We start from the raw sequence: 19,592 nt of genomic DNA on the forward strand, positions 1-19,592 counted from the left end.
CATTAAACCCTCAACCGACCAGTTTGTGCACCTGTGCTTTGGTCTGACCGAGCGCCTGCGCCGCCGAGACATCCTTGAACGTGTGGAAATCCAGGCTGTTGACCACCAGATCCTGCACCAACTCGGAAAAAATCTGCATCGCCGGCGTGCTGAAGTACGCGGTCATCGCTTGTTGATGGGTCCAGAAACCGGACACCAGCCACAGGTCCGGATCGCATTGTGAATGTTGCAGGGCAAAGCTCAGGCAACCGCTGGCCGAGCGGGACGGCTCGATCAATGCGCTCAGGCGCGCACCGAGTTCTGCGGAACGCCCGGCGCGGGCACGAACGAAAGCCATGTGACTGACGGGAATCTGCGTAGACATATTCAACCCTCCCAAGGAGTTGCGTGGCAGCCAGGGGCGGGCTGCGACAGGATCCAAGGTTAGGCGGCGCGGCGCGCTGGCCGTTAGTCGATTCCTGCCGGCTTGTTGCACAATCCTGCGGGGCTGCGCAAAACCGCCTGAAACGCCGCGCCAGAGGGGCCCGTTGAGTAACTTGTGGGTAACCTCGCGATTTCAAGCAAGTTTTCCACCGATGCCCCTGCTGCGGCAACGCGCGGAAGTAACCCAATGCAGAATCAGGCAAGCATCAGGCAGGATGTGTCTAGCGCCCGGACTTGCACAAACATAAGCTCTGGCCATTACCAACGCCCAACCGCCCCTCACCGAGGATGTCCGCATGTCGTCGTTCGATCACCTTGCAGCGCCGCTGGACGCCGACCTGGAGAAGCAGCGCGAGGAACTGGCGGCGATCATCAGCCGCAACACCGCCGAGGATGGCAACTACGCCACGGCGGTCGATTCGTTGTTCATGTCGCGCTACAGCAAAACCCATCAGTTTGCCCCGGTGCTTGCGCAACCGGCGCTGTGCATCATGGCGCAGGGGCGCAAGGAAGTTCAGCTGGCCGATGAGGTGTTCAACTACGATCCGCTGAATTACCTGGTGGTTTCGGTTTCGATGCCGCTGACCGGGCGCGTGGTGAATGTCACGTCCGAAGAGCCGATCCTCGCCGTGCGCCTGGACATCGACCCGGCGGAAATCACCGCGCTGATCGCCGACGCCGGGCCGATGGGCGTGCCGACCCGGCCGACCGGGCGCGGCTTGTACGTTGAACGGCTGGACACCGCGATGCTCGACGCCGTGCTGCGCCTGACCCGCCTGCTCGACACCCCAAAAGACATCGCCATGCTCGCGCCGCTGATTCGCCGCGAGATTCTCTATCGCTTGCTGCGCAGCCAGCAGGGTCATCGGCTGTATGAAATCGCCATCGCCAACAGCCAGAGCCATCGCATCAGCCAGGCGATCAAATGGCTCAACGGCCACTATGAGCAGCCGCTGCGCATTGATGATCTGGCGAAAGAAGTGAACCTCAGCGTGTCGACGTTGCATCACCGCTTCAAAGCCATGACGGCGATGAGCCCGCTGCAATATCAGAAGCAATTGCGCTTGCAGGAAGCGCGGCGGCTGATGCTCGCCGAAGGGTTGGAAGCGTCGGCGGCCGGTTACCGCGTCGGCTACGAAAGCCCGTCGCAATTCAGTCGCGAGTACAGCCGCTTATTCGGCGCCCCGCCACTGCGCGACCTCGCGCGGCTGCGCCTGACGGTGTAACTCGTGTGGGAGCATGGCTTGCCCGCGATGGCAATTGCAGAGCCAACGTCGATGCTGGATGAAATCACGCCTTCGCGGGCAAGCCTTGCTCCCACAGGTTTTTTATACGGCGCGGATGACGTGTTTGATTTCCTGAAACGCCTGCAACCCCCACGGGCCTAACTCGCGGCCAATGCTGCTCTGCTTGTAGCCGCCCCACGCGGTTTGCGGAAAAATCACTTGCGGCGCATTGATCCACACCAACCCGGCTTGCAGAGCATTCGCCACGCGATCCGCCGCCGCGCCATCACGCGTGACCACGCTGGCGACCAGGCCGAATGGGCTGTCGTTGGCCAAGGCAATCGCTTCGGCTTCCGAGGCAAAACTGCGCACGCAAAGCACCGGGCCGAAAATCTCCTCGCACCACAGCGCACTGTCCAGCGGCACTTCGGTGAACACCGTCGGCTGCAAAAAGTAGCCGCGCGGCAGATTCGCCGGACGGTTGCCGCCGCAGATCAATTTGGCGCCACTGCTCAACCCGCGATCGATGTGGCCAAGCACTCGCTGGTATTGCGCCTGATTGACCAGCGCGCCCATTTCGACGTTCGGGTCGAACGGGTCGGCGACGCGAATCGCTTCGGCGCGGGTCTGCAAACGCAGGAGGAATTCGTCCGCCAGCTCTTCGGCGACCAACACCCGACTGGTGGCGGAACACATCTGCCCGGCGTTGAAAAAACCGCCGCCGCACGCAAGCTCCACGGCCAACTCGATGTCGGCGTCCTTGAGCACCAGCAACGAGGACTTGCCGCCGAGTTCGAGGCTGACGCCCTTCACCGTTTCTGCTGCGCGTTGCATCACTTGCACGCCGACCGCGTTGCTGCCGGTGAAGGAGATCTTGGCGATTCGCGGATCCGCCGACAACGGCGCGCCGACTGCCAGACCGGTGCCGCAGACCAGGTTGAACACGCCATCGGGCAACCCGGCTGCGGCGATAATCGCGGCCAATTGCAGCTCCGGCAGCGGCGTGACGTCCGACGGTTTCAGCACCACGCAGCAACCGGCGGCCAGCGCCGGGGCGAGTTTCCACGCAGTGGTGACCATCGGGAAATTCCACGGCACGATCAGGCCGACTACGCCGCACGGTTCGCGGCGCAAACGAGCGCTGAAGTCCTCGGTTGGCAGTTCGACGCGACTGTCTTGTTTGGCATCCAGCGCTTCGGCGAGACCGGCGTAATACTCGAACGTGGCGATCACGTCATCGACGTCAATCGCCGCTTCGAACAGCGGTTTGCCGTTGTTGCTCGCTTGCAACTGCATCAGTTGCTCGCGCCCCGCCGCGACGCCAGCAGCGATGCGACGCAGAATCACCGCACGCTGGCTGCCGCTGGTTTGCGACCAGTCCTTGAAGGCGTGGGTCGCAGCGCTGACGGCTTGATCGACGGATGTTTGATCGCCGCCATTGACCGTGGTCAGCAACGCCTCGGTGGCCGGGTTGATTACTCGCAGATGTTCGCTGCCAGCGGACCATCGGCCATTGATGTAGAGGCCGTCCAACGTCGTCGGAAAATTCATTTCGCCACCGCCGTCATCCACTGCGCCTGATCGATTTCAATCAACGTCGGGCCTTGGCGATCCGTTGCTGCGCGCAGAGCGTGACGCAGGGTTTCAACGCCGCTGACCGCTTCCGCCGCGCAGCCTAGTGCCTTGGCCACGCCGATAAAGTCCGGGGTGTAAATGTCCACGCCGACCGGCTCGATGTCGCGGTTGACCATGTATTTTTTGATTTCTTCGTAGCCCTGGTTATTCCACAACAGGATGATCACCGGCGTGCGCGCTTCGACGGCGCTGGCCAGTTCCGGCAGGGTAAATTGCAGACCGCCGTCGCCGATCAGGCACACCACCGGCGGCCGCGAGCCGCGCTCGACGTGGCCACCGAGCCATGCGCCAATCGCCGCCGGCAAGGCATACCCCAAGGTGCCGTAACCGGTCGATGAATTGAACCAGCGGCGTGGTCGCTGCGGGTTGAACGTCAGGTTGCCGGTGTACACCGGTTGCGTCGAATCGCCGACGAATACCGCGTCCGGCAATTCATCCAGAACGGTTTCAAGGAACAGCGTTTGCGCGACGGTCGGCGCATCCCACGTGGCCGCCAGCTCCTCGCGCAAACGCGCGGCCCGCACCTGGCCCCAATCGCTGCGGCGCTCGGCCAGCGACTGCTGCGAAAGTGCTGAGAGCAAGGCCTGCGCGGCGTTGCGCGAATCCGAGACCAGCGCCACGTGCGGCGGATAGTTGCGCACGGTCTGGTCCGGGTCGATGTCGACGCGCAGCAGTTTGCCGGGGATTTCAAAACCGCCGGCGAAGGTCACGTCGTAGTCGGTTTCGGCCAGTTCGGTGCCGATCGCCAGCACCACGTCAGCCTCGGCGACCAAGGCGCGGGTGGCGACCAGACTTTGGGTCGAGCCGATCAGCAGCGGGTGATTGGCGGCAAGCATGCCTTTGGCATTGATAGTCAGCGCGACTGGCGCGTCGAGCATTTCGGCCAGCGCGGTCAGCTCGGCAGCCGCGTCGATGGCGCCGCCACCGGCAAGAATCAACGGCCGTTGCGCCGTGGCCAGCAATCCGCTCATGCGGCTGACAGCGCCCGGCGCAGCACCGGCGCGGTCGATGTTGACCGCAACGCTGGCGAGCAATTCGTCCGCCTCTTCGACCAAAACATCCAAGGGAATTTCGATGTGCACCGGGCGCGGGCGACCGGCCTGGAACAGCGCAAACGCGCGGGCCAACACGCCAGGTAATTCCGCGGCCGACATCAATGTGTGAGAGAACGCCGCGACGCCGCCGACCAGAGCGCTCTGGTTCGGCAGTTCGTGCAATTTGCCGCGACCGCCGCCCAATTGACTGCGCGTCTGCACGCTGGAGATCACCAGCATCGGAATCGAATCGGCGTAAGCCTGGCCCATCGCCGTGGTGATGTTGGTCATGCCCGGGCCGGTGATGATGAAGCACACGCCCGGCTTGCCGCGGGTGCGCGCGTAGCCGTCGGCCATGAACCCGGCGCCCTGTTCGTGACGCGGCGTGACGTGGCGGATGCTCGAACGGGCGAGCCCGCGGTACAGCTCGACGGTGTGCACGCCGGGAATGCCGAACACCTGCTCGACGCCATAAGCTTCGAGTAACTTGACCAACACTTCGCCGCACGTCGCCATGTCTTTGCCCTTCCTGTTCGTTTGAGACGCCGTGCCCGCGCAGTGTTTATGATGCGTCGGCAAACCCAGGGATGGCCTCATTGGAACGGGCGGCACGTAGTCGCAACAATGGATAAAAAGTCATACTAGCCATGTCCTTACGTCATACCTTGGGTTCTCATGAAACGACTGCCTCCCCTGCCCGCGCTGCACACCTTTCTGATCACCGCGCAGTGCTGCAACTTCACCCGGGCCGCCGAACAGTTGCACATCACCCAAGGCGCGGTGAGCCGGCAGATCGCCGGGCTCGAAAGTCATCTCGGTTATGCGTTGTTCATTCGCCAGGCCCGAGGCCTGGCGCTGACCGCTGAAGGACGCGAATGGCTGCCGCGGGTGCAGCAGGTTTTTGCGCTGGTCGGCGAGGCTGTCGAGCAGATCGGCGAGAAGCGCGAAACCCTGCAACTGAAAGCGCCGACATGCGTGATGCGCTGGCTGTTGCCGCGTTTGATGCAGTGGCAAAAGGAACGCCCGGACGTGCCGGTGGAGCTGACGACGACGGTGCGCCATGGCGTCGATTTTCACCGCGAGCAGTTTGACGCAGCGGTGGTTTACGGCGGGCCACCGCAGGCTTCGCTGGCGGCGCAGCGCTTGTTCGATGAGCAACTGACGCCGGTGTGTTCGGCGCCGTATCTGGAGGGTCCGGTGCCGCTGCGCACGCCGCAGGATCTGCAGCAACACATGTTGCTGCACCCGACACGCGATGAGCATGACTGGAAGGCCTGGCTGGCGCACGCCGATGTGCATTTGAGCAATGTCAGCAAGGGCCAGCACTTTGAAACGCTGGACCTGGCGATGTCGATGGCGTCGCAAGGAACTGGCGTGGCAATTGGCGATTGGGCACTGATCGGCGATGACCTGAGCGCCGGGCGGCTGGTGACGCCGTTTGATTTGAAGGTGAAAACCGGGGCGGCTTATTACTTGGTGTTGCCGCAGAAACCGGCACCTTCGCCGAAGTTGCAGGAATTGTTGGGATGGTTGGTGGCGCAGGCCGCCATACGCTGATCGTTCCCCCCCGTTCCAATGGGACGCAGAGCGTCCCGGGCTGCATTCCCACGCAGAGCGTGGGAACGATCATCAGAACCGTGAATACCGGGTTTACGACTGCTGCGCAGACGAACGCAGGCTTCGCCAGCTGCTACAGGGTTGTGGTGTTGCGGGATCAGTATCCGACTGCAAACCGCTGCCGCGAATGCTTCGGCGTTTGCACTTCGTCCAGCAGCGCAATCGCGTGATCGGCGAAGGTGATCCAGCTGCGACCTTGTGCGCTCACCAGCAAATCGTCCTTGCCGATGCGGAATGTGCCTGTGCGCTCACCTTCAACAAACTCTGCCGACGGCGACACAAACGTCCAATCCAGCTCCTGTTCCTGACGCAGGTTTTGCAGAAACAACGCCCCGGCGCTCGCCTCGGCTTTGTATTCCTCCGGGAAGCCTTCGCTGTCGATCACCCGACCACCATCGGGCAGCAACAACGAGCCGGCGCCACCCACGACCAACAGGCGTTTGACCCCGGCGTTTTTCACCGGCCCGATCACCGCGCTGGCCGGCAACGTCGCAAAATGCGCGGCGCTGATCACCACGTCATGCCCGGCGACAGCCGCTTGCAGCGCCTCGGCATCCAGCGCATCGACATTCTTGCTGACCACCCCGGCCCGCGCGCCGATCTTCGCGGTGTCACGCGCGATCGCGGTGACGCTGTGACCACGACGCAGGGCTTCTTCCAACAGTTGGCTACCGGCACGACCGGTGGCCCCGATGATTGCGATTTTGCTCATGACGTTCTCCAGTTGGCGTGAATGTACGTTTGATCGGTTGAGTGGCACTGCACCTGTGGCGAGGCGGCTTGCCTGCGTTGGCGGCGAAGCAGTTGCAGCACCTGCAGACACGGTGTAGGTGAAAAAAAATGCAGGGGAGCGCTTCGCACTCCGACGGGGGCAAGCCCCCTCGCCACAAAAAACGCTTCACCTGCGATCATTAATCAGTCGGTTACCACTTCATCTCACCCTTGGCGACTTTCGCGCTCAGCTCCAGCGAGCTTTCTTCGCCAAGGTTCGGGTAGCGTTTTTTCATCGCGGCGATCAGTTCAGCGGCGTTTCCAGCCTTGGCGGTTTCTTCGTCGAACGCCTTGATGTACTCAGCGGTAAATTGCACCGCCGCCAACGAACCAGCGCTGTCGCCCAAGTAGTGCCCCGGGACGATGGTTTTCGGTTTCAGGGTTTCGATCGAGTGCAGCGTGGTCAGCCAGTCCGCGTGGGATTGCGCCGTTTGCGTATCGGCCATCCACACGTGAATGTTCTCGGCGACGACCACGCCACCGACCACAGCCTTGATCGACGGAATCCACACAAAACTGCGATCCGGCTGCTTGCTGTCGAGGCCGATCACTTGCAGTTTTTGCCCTTCGAGCATCAGGCTGTCGCCCTTGAGCACGCCCGGCACGATGGTTTTGGCCGGCACGTCGGCGCCCATTTTCGGGCCCCAGAACGCCAGTTTGCCGTCGACGGTTTGCTTGATGTGATCGACGGTCGGCTGCGAGGCCAGCACTTTCGCGTTGGGGAACGCGGTGGTCAGGGTGTCGAGGCCGAAGTAGTAATCCGGGTCACCGTGGCTGATGTAGATAGTGGTCAACTGTTTGCCGCTGGCGCGGATCTTCTGCACCACTTGTTCGGCCTGGGATTTGCCGAACTGTGCGTCCACCAGGATCGCCTCTTTCGCGCCGCTGACCAGCACCGAACTCACCGGGAAAATCGCCTGTTCGCCGGGGTTGTAGACATCCAGCGTCAATGCCGCTGCCGCCGCGTGCGACGCGAAGCAGAGTGTGGTCGCTGCGAGAAAAATACGTTTGAGTGCGGTGAACCCGATCATCTGTTGCTCCGTTGTGCGATTGCCATGTTTGGCGATGGGCACAGAGCTTAGTTGCCTTAGCCAGTACAAAAAATGCGATGCTGGAACATAGTTTGTTTCTAAAAGTGGGCAAATCATGGATCGGCTTCAAGCAATGCAGGTGTTCGTCTCGGTGGTTGACCTCGGCAGCCAGTCGGCCGCAGCCGATCACCTGGACCTGTCGCGGCCAGTGGTCTCGCGTTATCTGGCCGAGCTCGAAGACTGGGTCGGCGCCCGATTGATGCACCGCACCACGCGCAAACTTAGCCTGACCGCAGCCGGCAGTGAAATCCTGCCGCGCTGCCGGCAGATGCTCGACTTGTCGACCGACATGCAGGCCGCCATCAGCGAACCGGATGAAGCGCCGCGCGGGCTGCTGCGGATCAGCGTCAGCACCTCGTTCGGCCAGGCGCAACTGGCCGACGCTATGGCCGCTTACGTCAAGCGCTACCCCGGCGTCAGCATTGACCTGCAAATGCTCGACCGCACGGTGAACCTGGTGGATGAGCGCATTGACCTGGCGATTCGCACCAGCAACGACCTCGACCCTAATTTGATCGCGCGCCGACTGACAGTGTGCCGCTCGGTGGTCTGCGCCGCACCGGCCTATCTGGCCGAGCAGCCGACGCCGCAACGGGTCGAGGACTTGAGCCAGCACAATTGCCTGACGCATTCCTATTTCGGCAAAAGTCTCTGGCATTTCGAGGAGGCTGGCGAGCAAGTGTCGGTGCCGGTGCAAGGCAACATCAGCGCCAACGAGGCCAGCACGTTATTGCGCGCGACGCTGGCCGGCGCGGGCGTGGCGATGCTGCCGAGTTATCAGGCGGGCGTGCACATTCACAACGGTGAACTGATCCGCCTGTTGCCCGATGCCGTACCGCGCGAGATGCACATCTATGCGGTGTATGCCTCGCGCAAGCACATGCCGGCGACCATGCGCAGCATGCTGGATTTCCTCGTGCTCAGATTCCCTGAAGAACCTGCCTGGGATATCGGACTGTAAAAGAATCAATGTAGGAGCGAGCTTGCTCGCGATAGCGGTGGGTCAGTCAACATCAATGTGTAATGAACAATCGCTATCGCGAGCAAGCTCGCTCCCACAGTGGTTCATCAGTCCTCTGAATGTCACGGCACATACAAAACCCGGCAGGCTGGCAACTCATGAGCGCTGACCTATGCTGAATACACGTACCCAAGGGTATTGGTTCAGAGGTCTACGCCATGAACATCAAAACAAGAAGATACCTCGCCATTTTCGTCACCTGCACGGCGACGTTGGCGTTGTACGGCACCGCAGCCTGGCGGGTCGAGCAGTTGCGACAACTGCCCCGCGAATACGCCAGCTGCAATTTCGAGCGCTGCATTCCGCACAACGCTTCGCTTAACGCGCTTCGTTGACGAAGAGCGTCAAGCCTCGTTGTCCTGATCGGCCTTCAAACGGTCGCGGAACGCTTTGGGCGAAATCCCCACGCGACGTCGGAACAGACGCGTGAAGTTTGTAGGATCGGAAAACCCCAACACGTCAGACATTTCGTAAATGGTCATGCTGGTGTAGGTCAGCAAGCGCTTGGCTTCGAGCAACTGGCGCTCGTGCATGATCTGCAAGGCCGGTTGCCCGGCCAACTCGCGGCAGGTGCCGTTAAGGTGCGACACGGAAATCCCCAGCCGATGCGCGAGGTCTTCGACCTTGATGTGCTGGCGATACGTCTCTTCCACCAGTTGAATGAAACCGTTGAGGTATTCCCGCGCACGCTGCGGCCTTTCGGTGGCATTGCGTCGCGAAATCACCTGGCGACTGACCCAGACCATGATCACGCTGACCAGCGAATGCATGAGCATTTCGCGCGCCGGTTGATGGCCGGTGTATTCGCTTTGCAACGCGCTGAACAGGCTGTTGAGGTAGGCGCTGTCGTTGCCCGCCGGATAGCTTTCGGCCTGCGCCAGCGCGTTCACCGAATTGCCCAGTTGCGCCTGCAAATGCGCGACCAGCGGCGCCGCGAGCGTCACGACAAACCCTTCGACGTCCTCGGAAAAACGATAACCGTGCACCGATAAGGGCGGCAGTATCAGCATCGCCGGTTCGGTCAATTGCGTGCGTTTGCCTTCGAGTTCAAGCTCTGCCTGACCTTTGAAAACGAAGAGTAACTGGCACAGATCAGCGTGGCGGTGGGGTTTGATTTCCCATTGATGTTCGCGGCTGCGTTTGGAAATGGTTTCACAGTGCAGCAAGTCCGGGGTCGGCCAATCCAGGCTTTCACCGTAGAGCTTGAACACCGGAATCGAAGGCAGGTCAGGCTTGTTCATCACTTCAATCCAGGCCTCGGAGTAGACGGGCGATAATCGCACCGATTGGCAGAATGTACAGCTTTCGGCTCAGTTTTCACCTTCAATTGACAGACTCATGAGGGAAAAATGCAAGCACTCGATCCATAAAAATCATTCACCGACCGTAGTCGCGTGAAGCTTGCGAGTCATAAAAACAATGAAAACGCTGAAGACCCAAATCGCCATCATTGGCGCCGGCCCATCCGGTTTATTGCTCGGCCAATTGCTCCATAACGCCGGCATCGACACGCTGATTATTGAACGCCAGACGCCCGATTATGTGCTCGGCCGAATCCGCGCCGGCGTCCTCGAACAAGGCATGGTAGAGCTGCTGCGCGAGGCTGGCGTGGGTCAGCGCATGGACGCCGAAGGCCTGGTGCACGGCGGCTTCGAACTGGCGCTGGATGATCAATTGCTGCACATCGATTTGCAGGCCCTCACCGACGGCAAAACCGTGATGATCTACGGCCAGACCGAAGTCACCCGCGACCTCATGGCCGCCCGTCGGGACGCCGGCGCGCAGACGATTTATCAAGCCAGCAACGTCGTCCCGCAGGGGATGAAAAGCGCCGAAGCCTTCGTCACGTTCGAAAAGGATGGCGAAACCTGGCGCGTCGACTGCGACTACATCGCCGGGTGCGACGGTTTCCACGGCGTCGCACGCCAGTCGATTCCCGCCGACTGCCTGAAGATTTTCGAACGGGTTTATCCGTTTGGCTGGCTGGGGATTCTCGCCGACACCCCGCCGGTCCACGACGAGCTGGTCTACGCGCGCCACCCACGCGGTTTTGCCCTGTGCAGCATGCGTTCGGCGACGCGCACGCGGTATTACCTGCAAGTGCCCGCCGAGGAGCAGGTCGAGGATTGGTCCGATCAGCGCTTCTGGGATGAACTGAAATCACGTCTGCCGCAAGCTCTCGCAGACAAACTGGTGACCGGGCCGTCGATCGAGAAAAGCATCGCGCCGCTGCGCAGTTTTGTCGTCGAGCCCATGCAATACGGGCGCATGTTCCTCGTCGGCGACGCCGCTCACATCGTCCCGCCAACCGGCGCCAAAGGCCTGAACCTGGCAGCGAGCGACGTCAGCACCTTGTTCAATATTTTGCTGAAGGTGTACCGCGAGGGACGCCTGGAGTTGCTCGATAAATACTCGGAAATCTGCCTGCGCCGCGTCTGGAAAGCCGAGCGTTTTTCCTGGTGGATGACCTCGATGCTGCACCGATTTGACGATCACGATGCGTTCAGCCAGCGCATCAGCGCTTCGGAACTGGACTACTTTGTGCACTCCGAAGCCGGGCGAAAAACCATTGCAGAAAATTACGTAGGGCTCCCCTACGAGGCTATCGAATAGCTTGCTATCGACTTACACTGGCGAGCATTCCCGCTCGCCTTGCCCTTGCGGGTCAATCACTGCCCGCAGGTTTTACCCGTGACCGATCTGAACCAGCCTGACCCGCCCAAACCCGCCATTCGCAGTGTGCTGATCGCCCTGATGCTGGCGATTTTCCTCGGCGCGCTGGACCAGACCATCGTCGCCGTGTCGATGCCGGCGATTTCCGCACAGTTCAAGGATGTCAGCCTGCTGGCCTGGGTGATTTCCGGCTACATGGTGGCGATGACCGTGGCGGTGCCGATCTACGGCAAGCTCGGTGATTTGTACGGCCGGCGCAAGTTGATGCTGTTCGGCATGGGCCTGTTCACCGTGGCTTCGTTGTTTTGCGGGATGGCGCAGAGCATGGAGCAACTGGTGCTGGCGCGAATCCTTCAGGGCATCGGCGCCGGCGGGATGATTTCGGTCAGCCAGGCGATCATCGGCGACATCGTCCCGCCCCGCGAGCGCGGTCGTTATCAGGGTTATTTCAGCAGCATGTACGCGGTGGCCAGCGTCGCCGGGCCGGTGCTCGGCGGCTACATGACCGAATACCTGTCATGGCGCTGGGTCTTTCTGATCAACCTGCCGCTGGGCCTCGGCGCGTGGCTGGTGGCCAATCGCACGCTGGTGGGGCTGCCGGTGCCGCAGCGCAAACCGATCATCGATTACCTCGGCACGCTGTTGATGATCATCGGTCTGACCGCGTTGCTGCTGGGCATCACCGAAGTCGGTCAGGGGCATTCCTGGCGCAGCGCCGAAGTCCTCGGTTTGCTCGGTTGTGCGGTGGCGGTGCTGGCGGTGTTTGTCTGGCATGAGCGCCGGGCGCGGGAGCCGCTGCTGCCGATGCATTTGTTCGCCAATCGCAACGCGATCCTCTGCTGGTGCACGATTTTCTTCACCAGTTTCCAGGCGATTTCGCTGATCGTGTTGATGCCGCTGCGCTTCCAGAGCGTCACCGGCGCCGGGGCCGACAGCGCCGCGCTGCACCTGTTGCCGCTGGCGATGGGGTTGCCGATCGGCGCCTATTTCGCCGGGCGCCGCACTTCGGTGACCGGGCGTTATAAACCGATGATTTTGACCGGCGCGCTGCTGATGCCGATTTCGATTCTGGGCATGGCGTTCAGCCCGCCACAGGCGTTGGTGATGAGCAGCGTGTTCATGCTGCTCAGCGGCATTGCGGGTGGCATGCAGTTCCCGACGTCACTGGTCGGCACGCAAAATTCGGTGGAGCAACGGGATATCGGTGTGGCGACCAGCACCACCAATCTGTTCCGCTCGCTGGGCGGCGCGATGGGCGTGGCGTTGATGTCGGCGCTGCTGCTGGCGTTGTTGCAGGATTCGAGTTTCGCTGACTTGAGCGGCTCGGCGCTGGTCGGCGAAGGCCATTCCGGGAATGTCCTGCTCGACGGTTTGAACGCGGCGCCGGGCGATGCGCAGAATGCCTTGCGCGCGGAGTTGCTGGTGACGTTTCGGCATTTGTTGATGGTCAGCGCGGCAGTGTCGTTGTTGGGGCTGGCGGCGGCAGTGGCGATGCCGAATATGCTGCTGCGGGGGCGTGAGGATAAGGTTCGATAGAAGGACCGAGGCGCGGCTTTCGCGGGCAAGCCTCGCTCCTACAGTGGATCTTTATCGTTCACCTGCTTTGTGTCCGTCAACGATCACTTGTAGGAGCGAGGCTTGCCCGCGAAGGCGTTCTCAAATATGCCGCATCACCTCAAGGGCTGTAATATCCGACAGCCACCAGAAAATGCCCGACCTTTTTCAGGTACGCGTGTTTGTCCTCAATCTTGCCGGTGACCGGATTTTTCCAGCGGTATTCGTACTCAGCGCTGTCCTGCTTGGCCATCAACGCCAGAATCGGCTCACCGACCGGTTTGCCTTCCGGGTCGTTGATCTTGCCGAAATCAGTATTGATCAGCCGCAGATTGGTGCCATGGGCGACGTAACGCTGGTTATCCAGGTCGACCACAAACACGTATAGATCGTCCTGCAAGTAGCCGCCCTTGAGCGAGTTGATCGCCGTCAGCGTGCCCTTCTCATCCTTGGCCAAGTCAGCCGCGGCTTTATCGAGCAAGGCCTGAGCCTGTTGCGCCGATGCGCGGGGCAGGTAGTAACCGACCGCGAGAATGCGCTGGCCGACGCGTTGATAGAACACATGTTTGCGCTCGACCTTGCCGTCAGCCCAGTTCTGCCAACGGTATTCGGCTTGCTGGATACCGTTGCCTTCCGGCACTTTCAGCGCGTCCTTGAAGGCTTTCTGCAAATCCGGCGGCAGCGTCGCGGAGACATCGCGGCCGATCAACGCCGAGGACGGCCCACCGCTGGCGAGCATTACGCCTTGGGTATCGACAACGAAGACGTAACGATCCTTGTCGACAAACTCGCCCTGACGGCTGAACGCCGCGAACGCCTTGTCACCGTTGTCGTGGTAATACGCCAGAGCCTTTTCCAGCAACGCCCGGGCCGCCTCGCCGTCATCCTTCGCTGGCGTAGCGGCCTGGGCTTGGCTGAGGCCCAAACCTAAGCCCAGCAACAGCATCGCCATCAGCCTGACAAACCTGTGCACAACCCCCATAGCCCATCCCTCGTTCTTGTTGATGTTTGAAGAGCGTAGACGGGGTTGGCGATATGGCTGGATATTCAGGCGGGCGCAGTTGTTCGGGGATGTAACACGAGCCTGAGGCAAGAAGGCTTCCCTATGAGTGGGCGTTTGCCCGTGGCGAGGAGGCTTGCCTGTGGCGAGGGGGCTTGCCCCCGTCGGAGCGCGAAGCGCTCCCCCCCATTCCCCACCCAACACCACATCCGGAATTTTTCACGACTGCTTCGCAGCCAAACGGGGGGCGAACCCCCTAGCCACAAAACCTATTCACTACAGATTTTGCGTACGGGTTATTTGGCCCGCGCATTCAGCTGTTGCTGCAGGTTCTGGATCTGCGCTTGCAGGGTGTTGATGTTGCGCGTGGTCTGCGCGCGGAAGGCGTCGAATTCGGCGGTGTTGGTGCCGCCGGACGTCGGCGCGGGACGGTTTTCCTGCTCGCTTTTGAGCACCACAATGTCCTGTTCCAGGCGATCGATCGCAGCGCTCGGGTTGCCCTGTTTCTTCAGCGCCGCGACGTCAGCACCCAGGCTTTTAATCTCGGCATCGACTTTGCTGGTGTCCGCCGCGGCGTTTTTCAGCGCAGCCAGTTCATCGCTCAAGGTTTTCACCTGAGCCTGCAATTGCGTATCGGTCGCTGTTTGCGCCGTAGCTTGCGCGGTGATCTGCGCCAAGCGCTTGTCCAGATCGCTGGCCTGGCCCACCACGCCTTGCTGGGCCTGGCTCTGCTCCAGCAGTTTGCTTTCCAGCGCCTTGATCTGCTGCTTCAGCGCTTCGCTGTCAGTGCTGACGTTGGTCTGGCTGGCGACGACCTTGCCGGAAATATCCTGCAAACGCCCCGCCGCTTCTTCACTGATCCGCGCGAAGCTTTCCTGCGTTGCGACCAATTGCTGTTCCATCAACGAAATCTGCTGAAAGCTCCACCACGCCAGACCGGCGAAAGCGAACAACAATGCGCCGACCAATGCCCACAACGGGCCGGTGCTGGCGCTTTTGACTTTCACCACCGGCGCTGGGCGCGAGTGCACCACGTTGCGCACAGTCGGTGGAAAATCATCGTCGTCGAGGCTGTCGGCGCGCAGGCTCGGTACATCGAAATCGTCGTTGGCATCGTTACGCATGGACATTGAATCAACCTTTGGGAACACGGTGATGACTTGAATGCGGCGCAGTATAACCCCCACTGCCGCCAGGGTTGACTGCCAACCCGAAACACGGTTCCTCAGTGAATATCCTGCGCTTTCCACCACACGCAGAATTCATCGAGGGCGGCCCACAGGCTGACTTTCGGATCGTAGTCCAGATAATGCCGGGCGCGGCTGATGTCCAAGGTGAAATTTTTGTTCATCACCTGCATGCCCAGACGCGACAACGTCGGCTCGGGGCGACCCGGCCAGAGTTTGCACACGCCCTCATTCAGCGCCGCGACGCTGTAGGCCAGTCCGTAGGAGCGATAACGCGTGACCTGTGGCACGTCCATTTTTCGCATCACGTAATTCACCACATCCCACAACGGCACTGGCGTCCCGTTGCTGATGTTGTAGGCCTTGCCCAACGCCGAACCGCCAGCGAGCAAACTGCTGAGCAGCGCTTCGTTGAGGTTTTGCATGCTGGTGAAATCGACTTTGTTCAGGCCGTTGCCGACAATCGCCAGACGGCCCTTGCGCTGCATCTTCAGCAAGCGCGGGAAGATGCTCATGTCACCGGCGCCGGTGACGAAACGCGGGCGCAGGGCGATGGTTTCCAAGCCGAATTCCTGAGCGCCGAAGACCTTCTGCTCGGCCAGGTACTTGGTCGCTGCGTAGTGATGTTTGAAGCGCTTGGGCACTTGTTCTTCGGTAAGGCCCAAATGATCGCGGCCATCGAAGTAGATCGACGGCGAGGACAAATGCACCAGGCGTCGAACGCGCTGTTTGAGACAGGCTTCGACGACATTCTCGGTGACCTGGACATTGCCCAGATGAAAGTCCTGATAACGCCCCCACAAGCCGACGGCGCCAGCGCAATGCACCACCGCGTCGACGTCCGAACAGAGGTCGCGCACCAGCTGCGAATCGCTCAAATCACCCTGAATAAACTCGGCGCCACGGCGCACCAAGTGCTCGACACCCTCGGCCCGGCGCCCGTTGACCCGCACGTCCAGGCCCTGCTCCAGGGCAAAACGCGCAAAGCGTCCGCCAATGAAGCCGCTTGCGCCGGTGACCAGAATTTTCATTTAAAGCTCCGATGTCTTTCGTTTTGCGTAATGCGTGAGTCTTGACGCTGCCCGTCAGTCCAACGGCACGAGCCATTGCTTCGACGAACGGACCAATTGGTCAGTGAGTAACCCCAGCAACTGACCGCCATTGCGCCAATGATGCCAGTACAGCGGCACATCGATTGGCTTATCTGGCAGCAGCTCCAGCAGTTCGCCACGTTGCAGTTGCTCGCGGACCTGCAATTCCGGCACCAGGCCCCAGCCGAGCCCGGCTTCCGTGAGGCGGATAAAACCTTCGGACGATGGGCATAAATGGTGTTCGAAACCACCGTCCACGCCGAGTGACGCGAGGTAGCGATGCTGGAGGAAATCGTCCGGGCCAAACACCAGCGCCGGGGTGCGTGGTAACAACTCGGCGCGCACACCTTCGGGGAAATGCCGGGCAATGAACGCCGGGCTGGCCAACGCCCGATAGCGCATCGCGCCGAGCAACACGCTGCGCGCCCCGGCCACCGGGCGTTCATTGGCGCACAGGCACGCCGCCACTTCGCCGGCGCGCATGCGTTTGAGGCCGACGGTCTGGTCTTCAACGACCAAGTCCATCAGCAAATGTTGCTCAGCGCAGAAATCCCCCACCGCATCGGCCCACCAAGTGGCGAGGCTGTCGGCGTTGAGGGCGATGCGCAGGCGTTCCGGCAGGCCTTCTTCATCCAGCGCCGGCACCAAGGTCAACAAATCCCGCTCGAGCAGGCGCACCTGCTGCACATGGTTGAGCAAACGCCGACCGATTTCAGTCGGCGCTGGCGGCGTCGCCCGGACCAACACCGGTTGGCCAATCCGCGCTTCGAGCAATTTGATTCGCTGGGAAATTGCCGACTGCGACAACCCTAGCACCTGCGCGGCACGTTCGAATCCGGCCTGTTCGACCACGGCGGCCAACGCGGAAAGCAATTTATAGTCGAACATCAGTTTTCCTAATGAGCGATCAGCACTATTGGTTTTTCTTATACAACGGCGCACCGGAGAATGGCCAGCAACAACTCTTCACAAGGACCATCGACATGGCTGGCGAAACTTCACTGGCGACATTGCTGCGCAGCATGAGCCCGCAACTCAACGCCGGCGAATACGTGTTCTGCACCTTGGCGGACGGCAAATTGCCGGCGGACGTCGAGATCATCGGCAGCTTCCGCGAACAGGAAGGGCTGACCGTGATCCTCGAACGTTCCCACGCCGAACAGGCTGGTCTGAGCTTCGACTACATCGCCGCGTGGATCACCTTGAACGTGCACTCGGCCCTCGAAGCCGTGGGCCTGACCGCCGCGTTCGCCACGGCACTCGGCAAGGCCGGGATCAGTTGCAACGTGATCGCCGGTTACTACCACGATCATTTATTCGTCGGCCAAACCGACGCCGAATGCGCCCTGCACGTCCTGCGGGAACTGGCAGCCAACGCGGAGTAGAAAATATGTGGCAAAGCTACGTAAACGGCCTGTTGGTCGCGGCGGGTTTGATCATGGCGATCGGCACGCAAAACGCTTTCGTGCTCGCGCAAAGTCTGCGCCGCGAACATCACCTGCCAGTCGCGGCGCTGTGCGTGGTGTGCGATGCGCTGCTGGTGGCGGCCGGGGTGTTCGGACTGGCGACGGTGCTCGCGCACAATCCGACATTGCTCGCAGTCGCACGTTGGGGTGGCGCGGTATTCCTGATTTGGTACGGCAGCCTGGCCCTGCGCCGCGCCTGCTCGAAACAGAGCCTGCAACAGGGCGAAAACCAGACCGTACGTTCACTGCGCGCGGTGCTCCTGAGTGCGCTGGCGGTGACGCTGCTCAACCCGCACGTCTACCTCGACACGGTGTTGCTGATCGGCTCCCTCGGCGCGCAACAAACCGAACCCGGCGCCTACGTCGTCGGCGCGGCGAGCGCTTCTTTATTATGGTTCTTCACCCTCGCCCTCGGCGCCGCATGGCTGGCCCCGTGGCTGGCGCGGCCAAGCACCTGGCGGATCCTCGACCTGTTGGTGGCCCTGATGATGTTCACCGTGGCGGCGCAATTAATCATCAGTACGTGATTTATTCCAAAAGGCTCTGGAACCTCTATTCCACACAGTTGTTGCGTGGTTATGCCGCACCCCCGGTGCTATGATCCGGTTCGATGCGCCGCAAAGAGTACAAACTCCCCGGCGCTTGTCTGGCCGCCCGTGATCGGCCTTGCGCTCACCGCAACTGACCTGATTAGGAGAATCATCATGGCTTTCGAATTGCCGCCGCTGCCCTACGCACACGATGCCCTGCAGCCGCACATTTCCAAGGAAACCCTGGAATACCACCACGACAAGCACCACAACACCTACATCGTGAACCTGAACAACCTGGTGCCAGGCACCGAGTTCGAAGGCAAGACCCTGGAAGAAATTGTCAAATCTTCCTCGGGCGGCATCTTCAACAACGCCGCTCAAGTCTGGAACCACACCTTCTACTGGAACTGCCTGGCGCCAAACGCCGGCGGCCAACCAACCGGCGCACTGGCTGAAGCCATCAACGCTTCGTTCGGTTCGTTCGACAAGTTCAAAGAAGAATTCAGCAAAACCTCCATCGGCACCTTCGGTTCCGGCTGGGGCTGGCTGGTGAAAAAGGCTGACGGTTCCCTGGCCCTCGCCAGCACCATCGGCGCCGGCAACCCGCTGACCAGCGGCGACACCCCGCTGCTGACCTGCGACGTCTGGGAACACGCCTACTACATCGACTACCGCAACGTTCGTCCGAAATACGTCGAAGCGTTCTGGAACCTCGTCAACTGGAAATTCGTCGCTGAGCAATTCGAAGGCAAAACCTTCACTGCTTAAGATCGAATGACAGAAGAAAAACCCGGCTCAGGTCGGGTTTTTTTATGGGTGATGGGAAATGGGATTGTGGGATTGGCGGGAGATTGGGGGATTGTTGGGGCGCCATCGCGGGCAAGCCTTGCTCCCACAGGGAGGTTTGGGGTTTGTTTGGGGGAAACCAGCTCGTCTGTCAGGACGCCTTCGCGGGCAAGCCTCGCTCCTACAAAGGCAAAATCAAAGGCAATCCGCTGTGCTCTTCACCACTCAACAGGCCGAGCGTTAGCTCGCCTGCAGCTCTTGATCTTGCCGTATTGCCCCTTCGGCAGGCTGAGAGGAGGTGTTGATCTGGGGGTGGGCGCGAAGCGCCGTTTGGCGAAGCCGAACGCATCGAGAGGAGGTCGTAGCGAAGCAGACCGTAGGCGATGCCCCCAGATCGACACCGGAACGAAGGAACCCCGAGCCCAAGCGAGGGGCCGAACGCCGGGGCAAAGCCTTTTGGTTACTTTTTGGCGTCTGAAAAAGT

Annotated in this window: 19 protein-coding genes; 9 read left to right on the forward strand and 10 right to left on the reverse strand. The window is 61.0% G+C overall.

Going from position 1 to position 19,592, the window contains the following annotated elements:
* Positions 1–10: 10 nt before the first annotated feature.
* On the reverse strand, positions 11–364 hold the full coding sequence (locus BI292_RS20770; protein ID WP_092278720.1) for a putative quinol monooxygenase: 354 nt from the start codon (positions 362–364) through the stop codon (positions 11–13).
* 355 nt (positions 365–719) lie between these two features.
* Between BI292_RS20770 and BI292_RS20775 the strand changes: the two genes are divergently transcribed.
* Positions 720–1,649 (forward strand): AraC family transcriptional regulator, encoded by a 930-nt coding sequence (locus tag BI292_RS20775; RefSeq protein WP_092278718.1) that lies wholly within the window; start codon positions 720–722, stop codon positions 1,647–1,649.
* 102 nt (positions 1,650–1,751) lie between these two features.
* Here the strand turns inward: BI292_RS20775 and BI292_RS20780 are convergent, their stop codons facing one another.
* Together BI292_RS20780 and BI292_RS20785 are read right to left on the reverse strand one after the other, a co-directional pair.
* Complete coding sequence (locus BI292_RS20780) at positions 1,752–3,200, reverse strand: aldehyde dehydrogenase family protein (RefSeq protein ID WP_101209009.1); 1,449 nt, start codon at positions 3,198–3,200, stop codon at positions 1,752–1,754.
* Positions 3,197–4,834: a 5-guanidino-2-oxopentanoate decarboxylase gene (locus tag BI292_RS20785; protein WP_101208997.1), complete on the reverse strand. Its 1,638-nt coding sequence runs from the start codon at positions 4,832–4,834 to the stop codon at positions 3,197–3,199. Before BI292_RS20785 ends, BI292_RS20780 begins: the two co-directional genes overlap by 4 nt.
* A 159-nt stretch (positions 4,835–4,993) precedes the next feature.
* On the opposite strand from BI292_RS20785, the gene BI292_RS20790 reads away from it, so the two are divergent.
* Positions 4,994–5,875 carry a LysR substrate-binding domain-containing protein gene (locus tag BI292_RS20790; RefSeq protein ID WP_101208998.1) on the forward strand — a complete coding sequence of 294 codons (882 nt, stop codon included), beginning with the start codon at positions 4,994–4,996 and terminating at the stop codon, positions 5,873–5,875.
* Positions 5,876–6,032: 157 nt separating this feature from the next.
* Here the strand turns inward: BI292_RS20790 and BI292_RS20795 are convergent, their stop codons facing one another.
* The gene (locus tag BI292_RS20795; protein ID WP_101208999.1) at positions 6,033–6,647 is read right to left on the reverse strand and encodes an NAD(P)-dependent oxidoreductase; all 615 of its coding nucleotides are present in this window, start codon (positions 6,645–6,647) and stop codon (positions 6,033–6,035) included.
* 211 nt (positions 6,648–6,858) lie between these two features.
* Positions 6,859–7,737, reverse strand: a complete 879-nt coding sequence (locus tag BI292_RS20800; protein ID WP_101209000.1) for an MBL fold metallo-hydrolase — start codon at positions 7,735–7,737, stop codon at positions 6,859–6,861.
* 115 nt (positions 7,738–7,852) lie between these two features.
* Between BI292_RS20800 and BI292_RS20805 the strand changes: the two genes are divergently transcribed.
* Together BI292_RS20805 and BI292_RS28955 are read left to right on the forward strand one after the other, a co-directional pair.
* Positions 7,853–8,758 carry a LysR family transcriptional regulator gene (locus tag BI292_RS20805; protein WP_218563488.1) on the forward strand — a complete coding sequence of 302 codons (906 nt, stop codon included), beginning with the start codon at positions 7,853–7,855 and terminating at the stop codon, positions 8,756–8,758.
* A 218-nt stretch (positions 8,759–8,976) separates the two neighbouring features.
* Positions 8,977–9,153, forward strand: coding sequence for a hypothetical protein (locus tag BI292_RS28955; protein ID WP_167370438.1), 177 nt, complete (start codon positions 8,977–8,979; stop codon positions 9,151–9,153).
* Positions 9,154–9,162: 9 nt separating this feature from the next.
* Here the strand turns inward: BI292_RS28955 and BI292_RS20815 are convergent, their stop codons facing one another.
* Positions 9,163–10,059, reverse strand: coding sequence for a helix-turn-helix domain-containing protein (locus BI292_RS20815; protein WP_101209001.1), 897 nt, complete (start codon positions 10,057–10,059; stop codon positions 9,163–9,165).
* A 187-nt stretch (positions 10,060–10,246) separates the two neighbouring features.
* Here BI292_RS20815 and pobA point away from each other — a divergent pair, with 187 nt between their 5' ends.
* Together pobA and BI292_RS20825 are read left to right on the forward strand one after the other, a co-directional pair.
* Complete coding sequence (gene pobA / locus BI292_RS20820) at positions 10,247–11,431, forward strand: 4-hydroxybenzoate 3-monooxygenase (RefSeq protein WP_371918744.1); 1,185 nt, start codon at positions 10,247–10,249, stop codon at positions 11,429–11,431.
* A 78-nt stretch (positions 11,432–11,509) separates the two neighbouring features.
* A complete protein-coding gene (locus tag BI292_RS20825) occupies positions 11,510–13,027 on the forward strand; it encodes an MDR family MFS transporter (RefSeq protein WP_092278702.1) in 1,518 nt (505 codons plus the stop codon).
* A gap of 139 nt (positions 13,028–13,166) precedes the next feature.
* Here the strand turns inward: BI292_RS20825 and BI292_RS20830 are convergent, their stop codons facing one another.
* From BI292_RS20830 to BI292_RS20845, 4 genes are all read right to left on the reverse strand, one after another.
* The gene (locus tag BI292_RS20830) at positions 13,167–13,997 is read right to left on the reverse strand and encodes a cache domain-containing protein (RefSeq protein ID WP_371918743.1); all 831 of its coding nucleotides are present in this window, start codon (positions 13,995–13,997) and stop codon (positions 13,167–13,169) included.
* Between the two features lie 344 nt (positions 13,998–14,341).
* A complete protein-coding gene (locus BI292_RS20835) occupies positions 14,342–15,175 on the reverse strand; it encodes an ATPase (RefSeq protein WP_101209004.1) in 834 nt (277 codons plus the stop codon).
* A 95-nt stretch (positions 15,176–15,270) separates the two neighbouring features.
* Positions 15,271–16,263, reverse strand: a complete 993-nt coding sequence (locus BI292_RS20840; protein ID WP_101209005.1) for an NAD(P)-dependent oxidoreductase — start codon at positions 16,261–16,263, stop codon at positions 15,271–15,273.
* A gap of 54 nt (positions 16,264–16,317) precedes the next feature.
* The gene (locus BI292_RS20845) at positions 16,318–17,211 is read right to left on the reverse strand and encodes a LysR family transcriptional regulator ArgP (protein ID WP_101209006.1); all 894 of its coding nucleotides are present in this window, start codon (positions 17,209–17,211) and stop codon (positions 16,318–16,320) included.
* 95 nt (positions 17,212–17,306) lie between these two features.
* On the opposite strand from BI292_RS20845, the gene BI292_RS20850 reads away from it, so the two are divergent.
* The 3 genes from BI292_RS20850 to BI292_RS20860 all read left to right on the forward strand — a co-directional run bounded on the left by BI292_RS20850 (position 17,307) and on the right by BI292_RS20860 (position 19,090).
* Positions 17,307–17,708, forward strand: coding sequence for an ACT domain-containing protein (locus BI292_RS20850; RefSeq protein ID WP_101209007.1), 402 nt, complete (start codon positions 17,307–17,309; stop codon positions 17,706–17,708).
* Positions 17,709–17,713: 5 nt separating this feature from the next.
* A complete protein-coding gene (locus tag BI292_RS20855) occupies positions 17,714–18,316 on the forward strand; it encodes a LysE/ArgO family amino acid transporter (protein ID WP_092278689.1) in 603 nt (200 codons plus the stop codon).
* A gap of 177 nt (positions 18,317–18,493) precedes the next feature.
* A complete protein-coding gene (locus BI292_RS20860) occupies positions 18,494–19,090 on the forward strand; it encodes a superoxide dismutase (protein ID WP_101209008.1) in 597 nt (198 codons plus the stop codon).
* Positions 19,091–19,592 lie beyond the last annotated feature (502 nt).

The sequence above is a fragment of the Pseudomonas sp. 43NM1 genome, from assembly GCF_002836905.1.
GTDB lineage: Bacteria > Pseudomonadota > Gammaproteobacteria > Pseudomonadales > Pseudomonadaceae > Aquipseudomonas > Aquipseudomonas prosekii.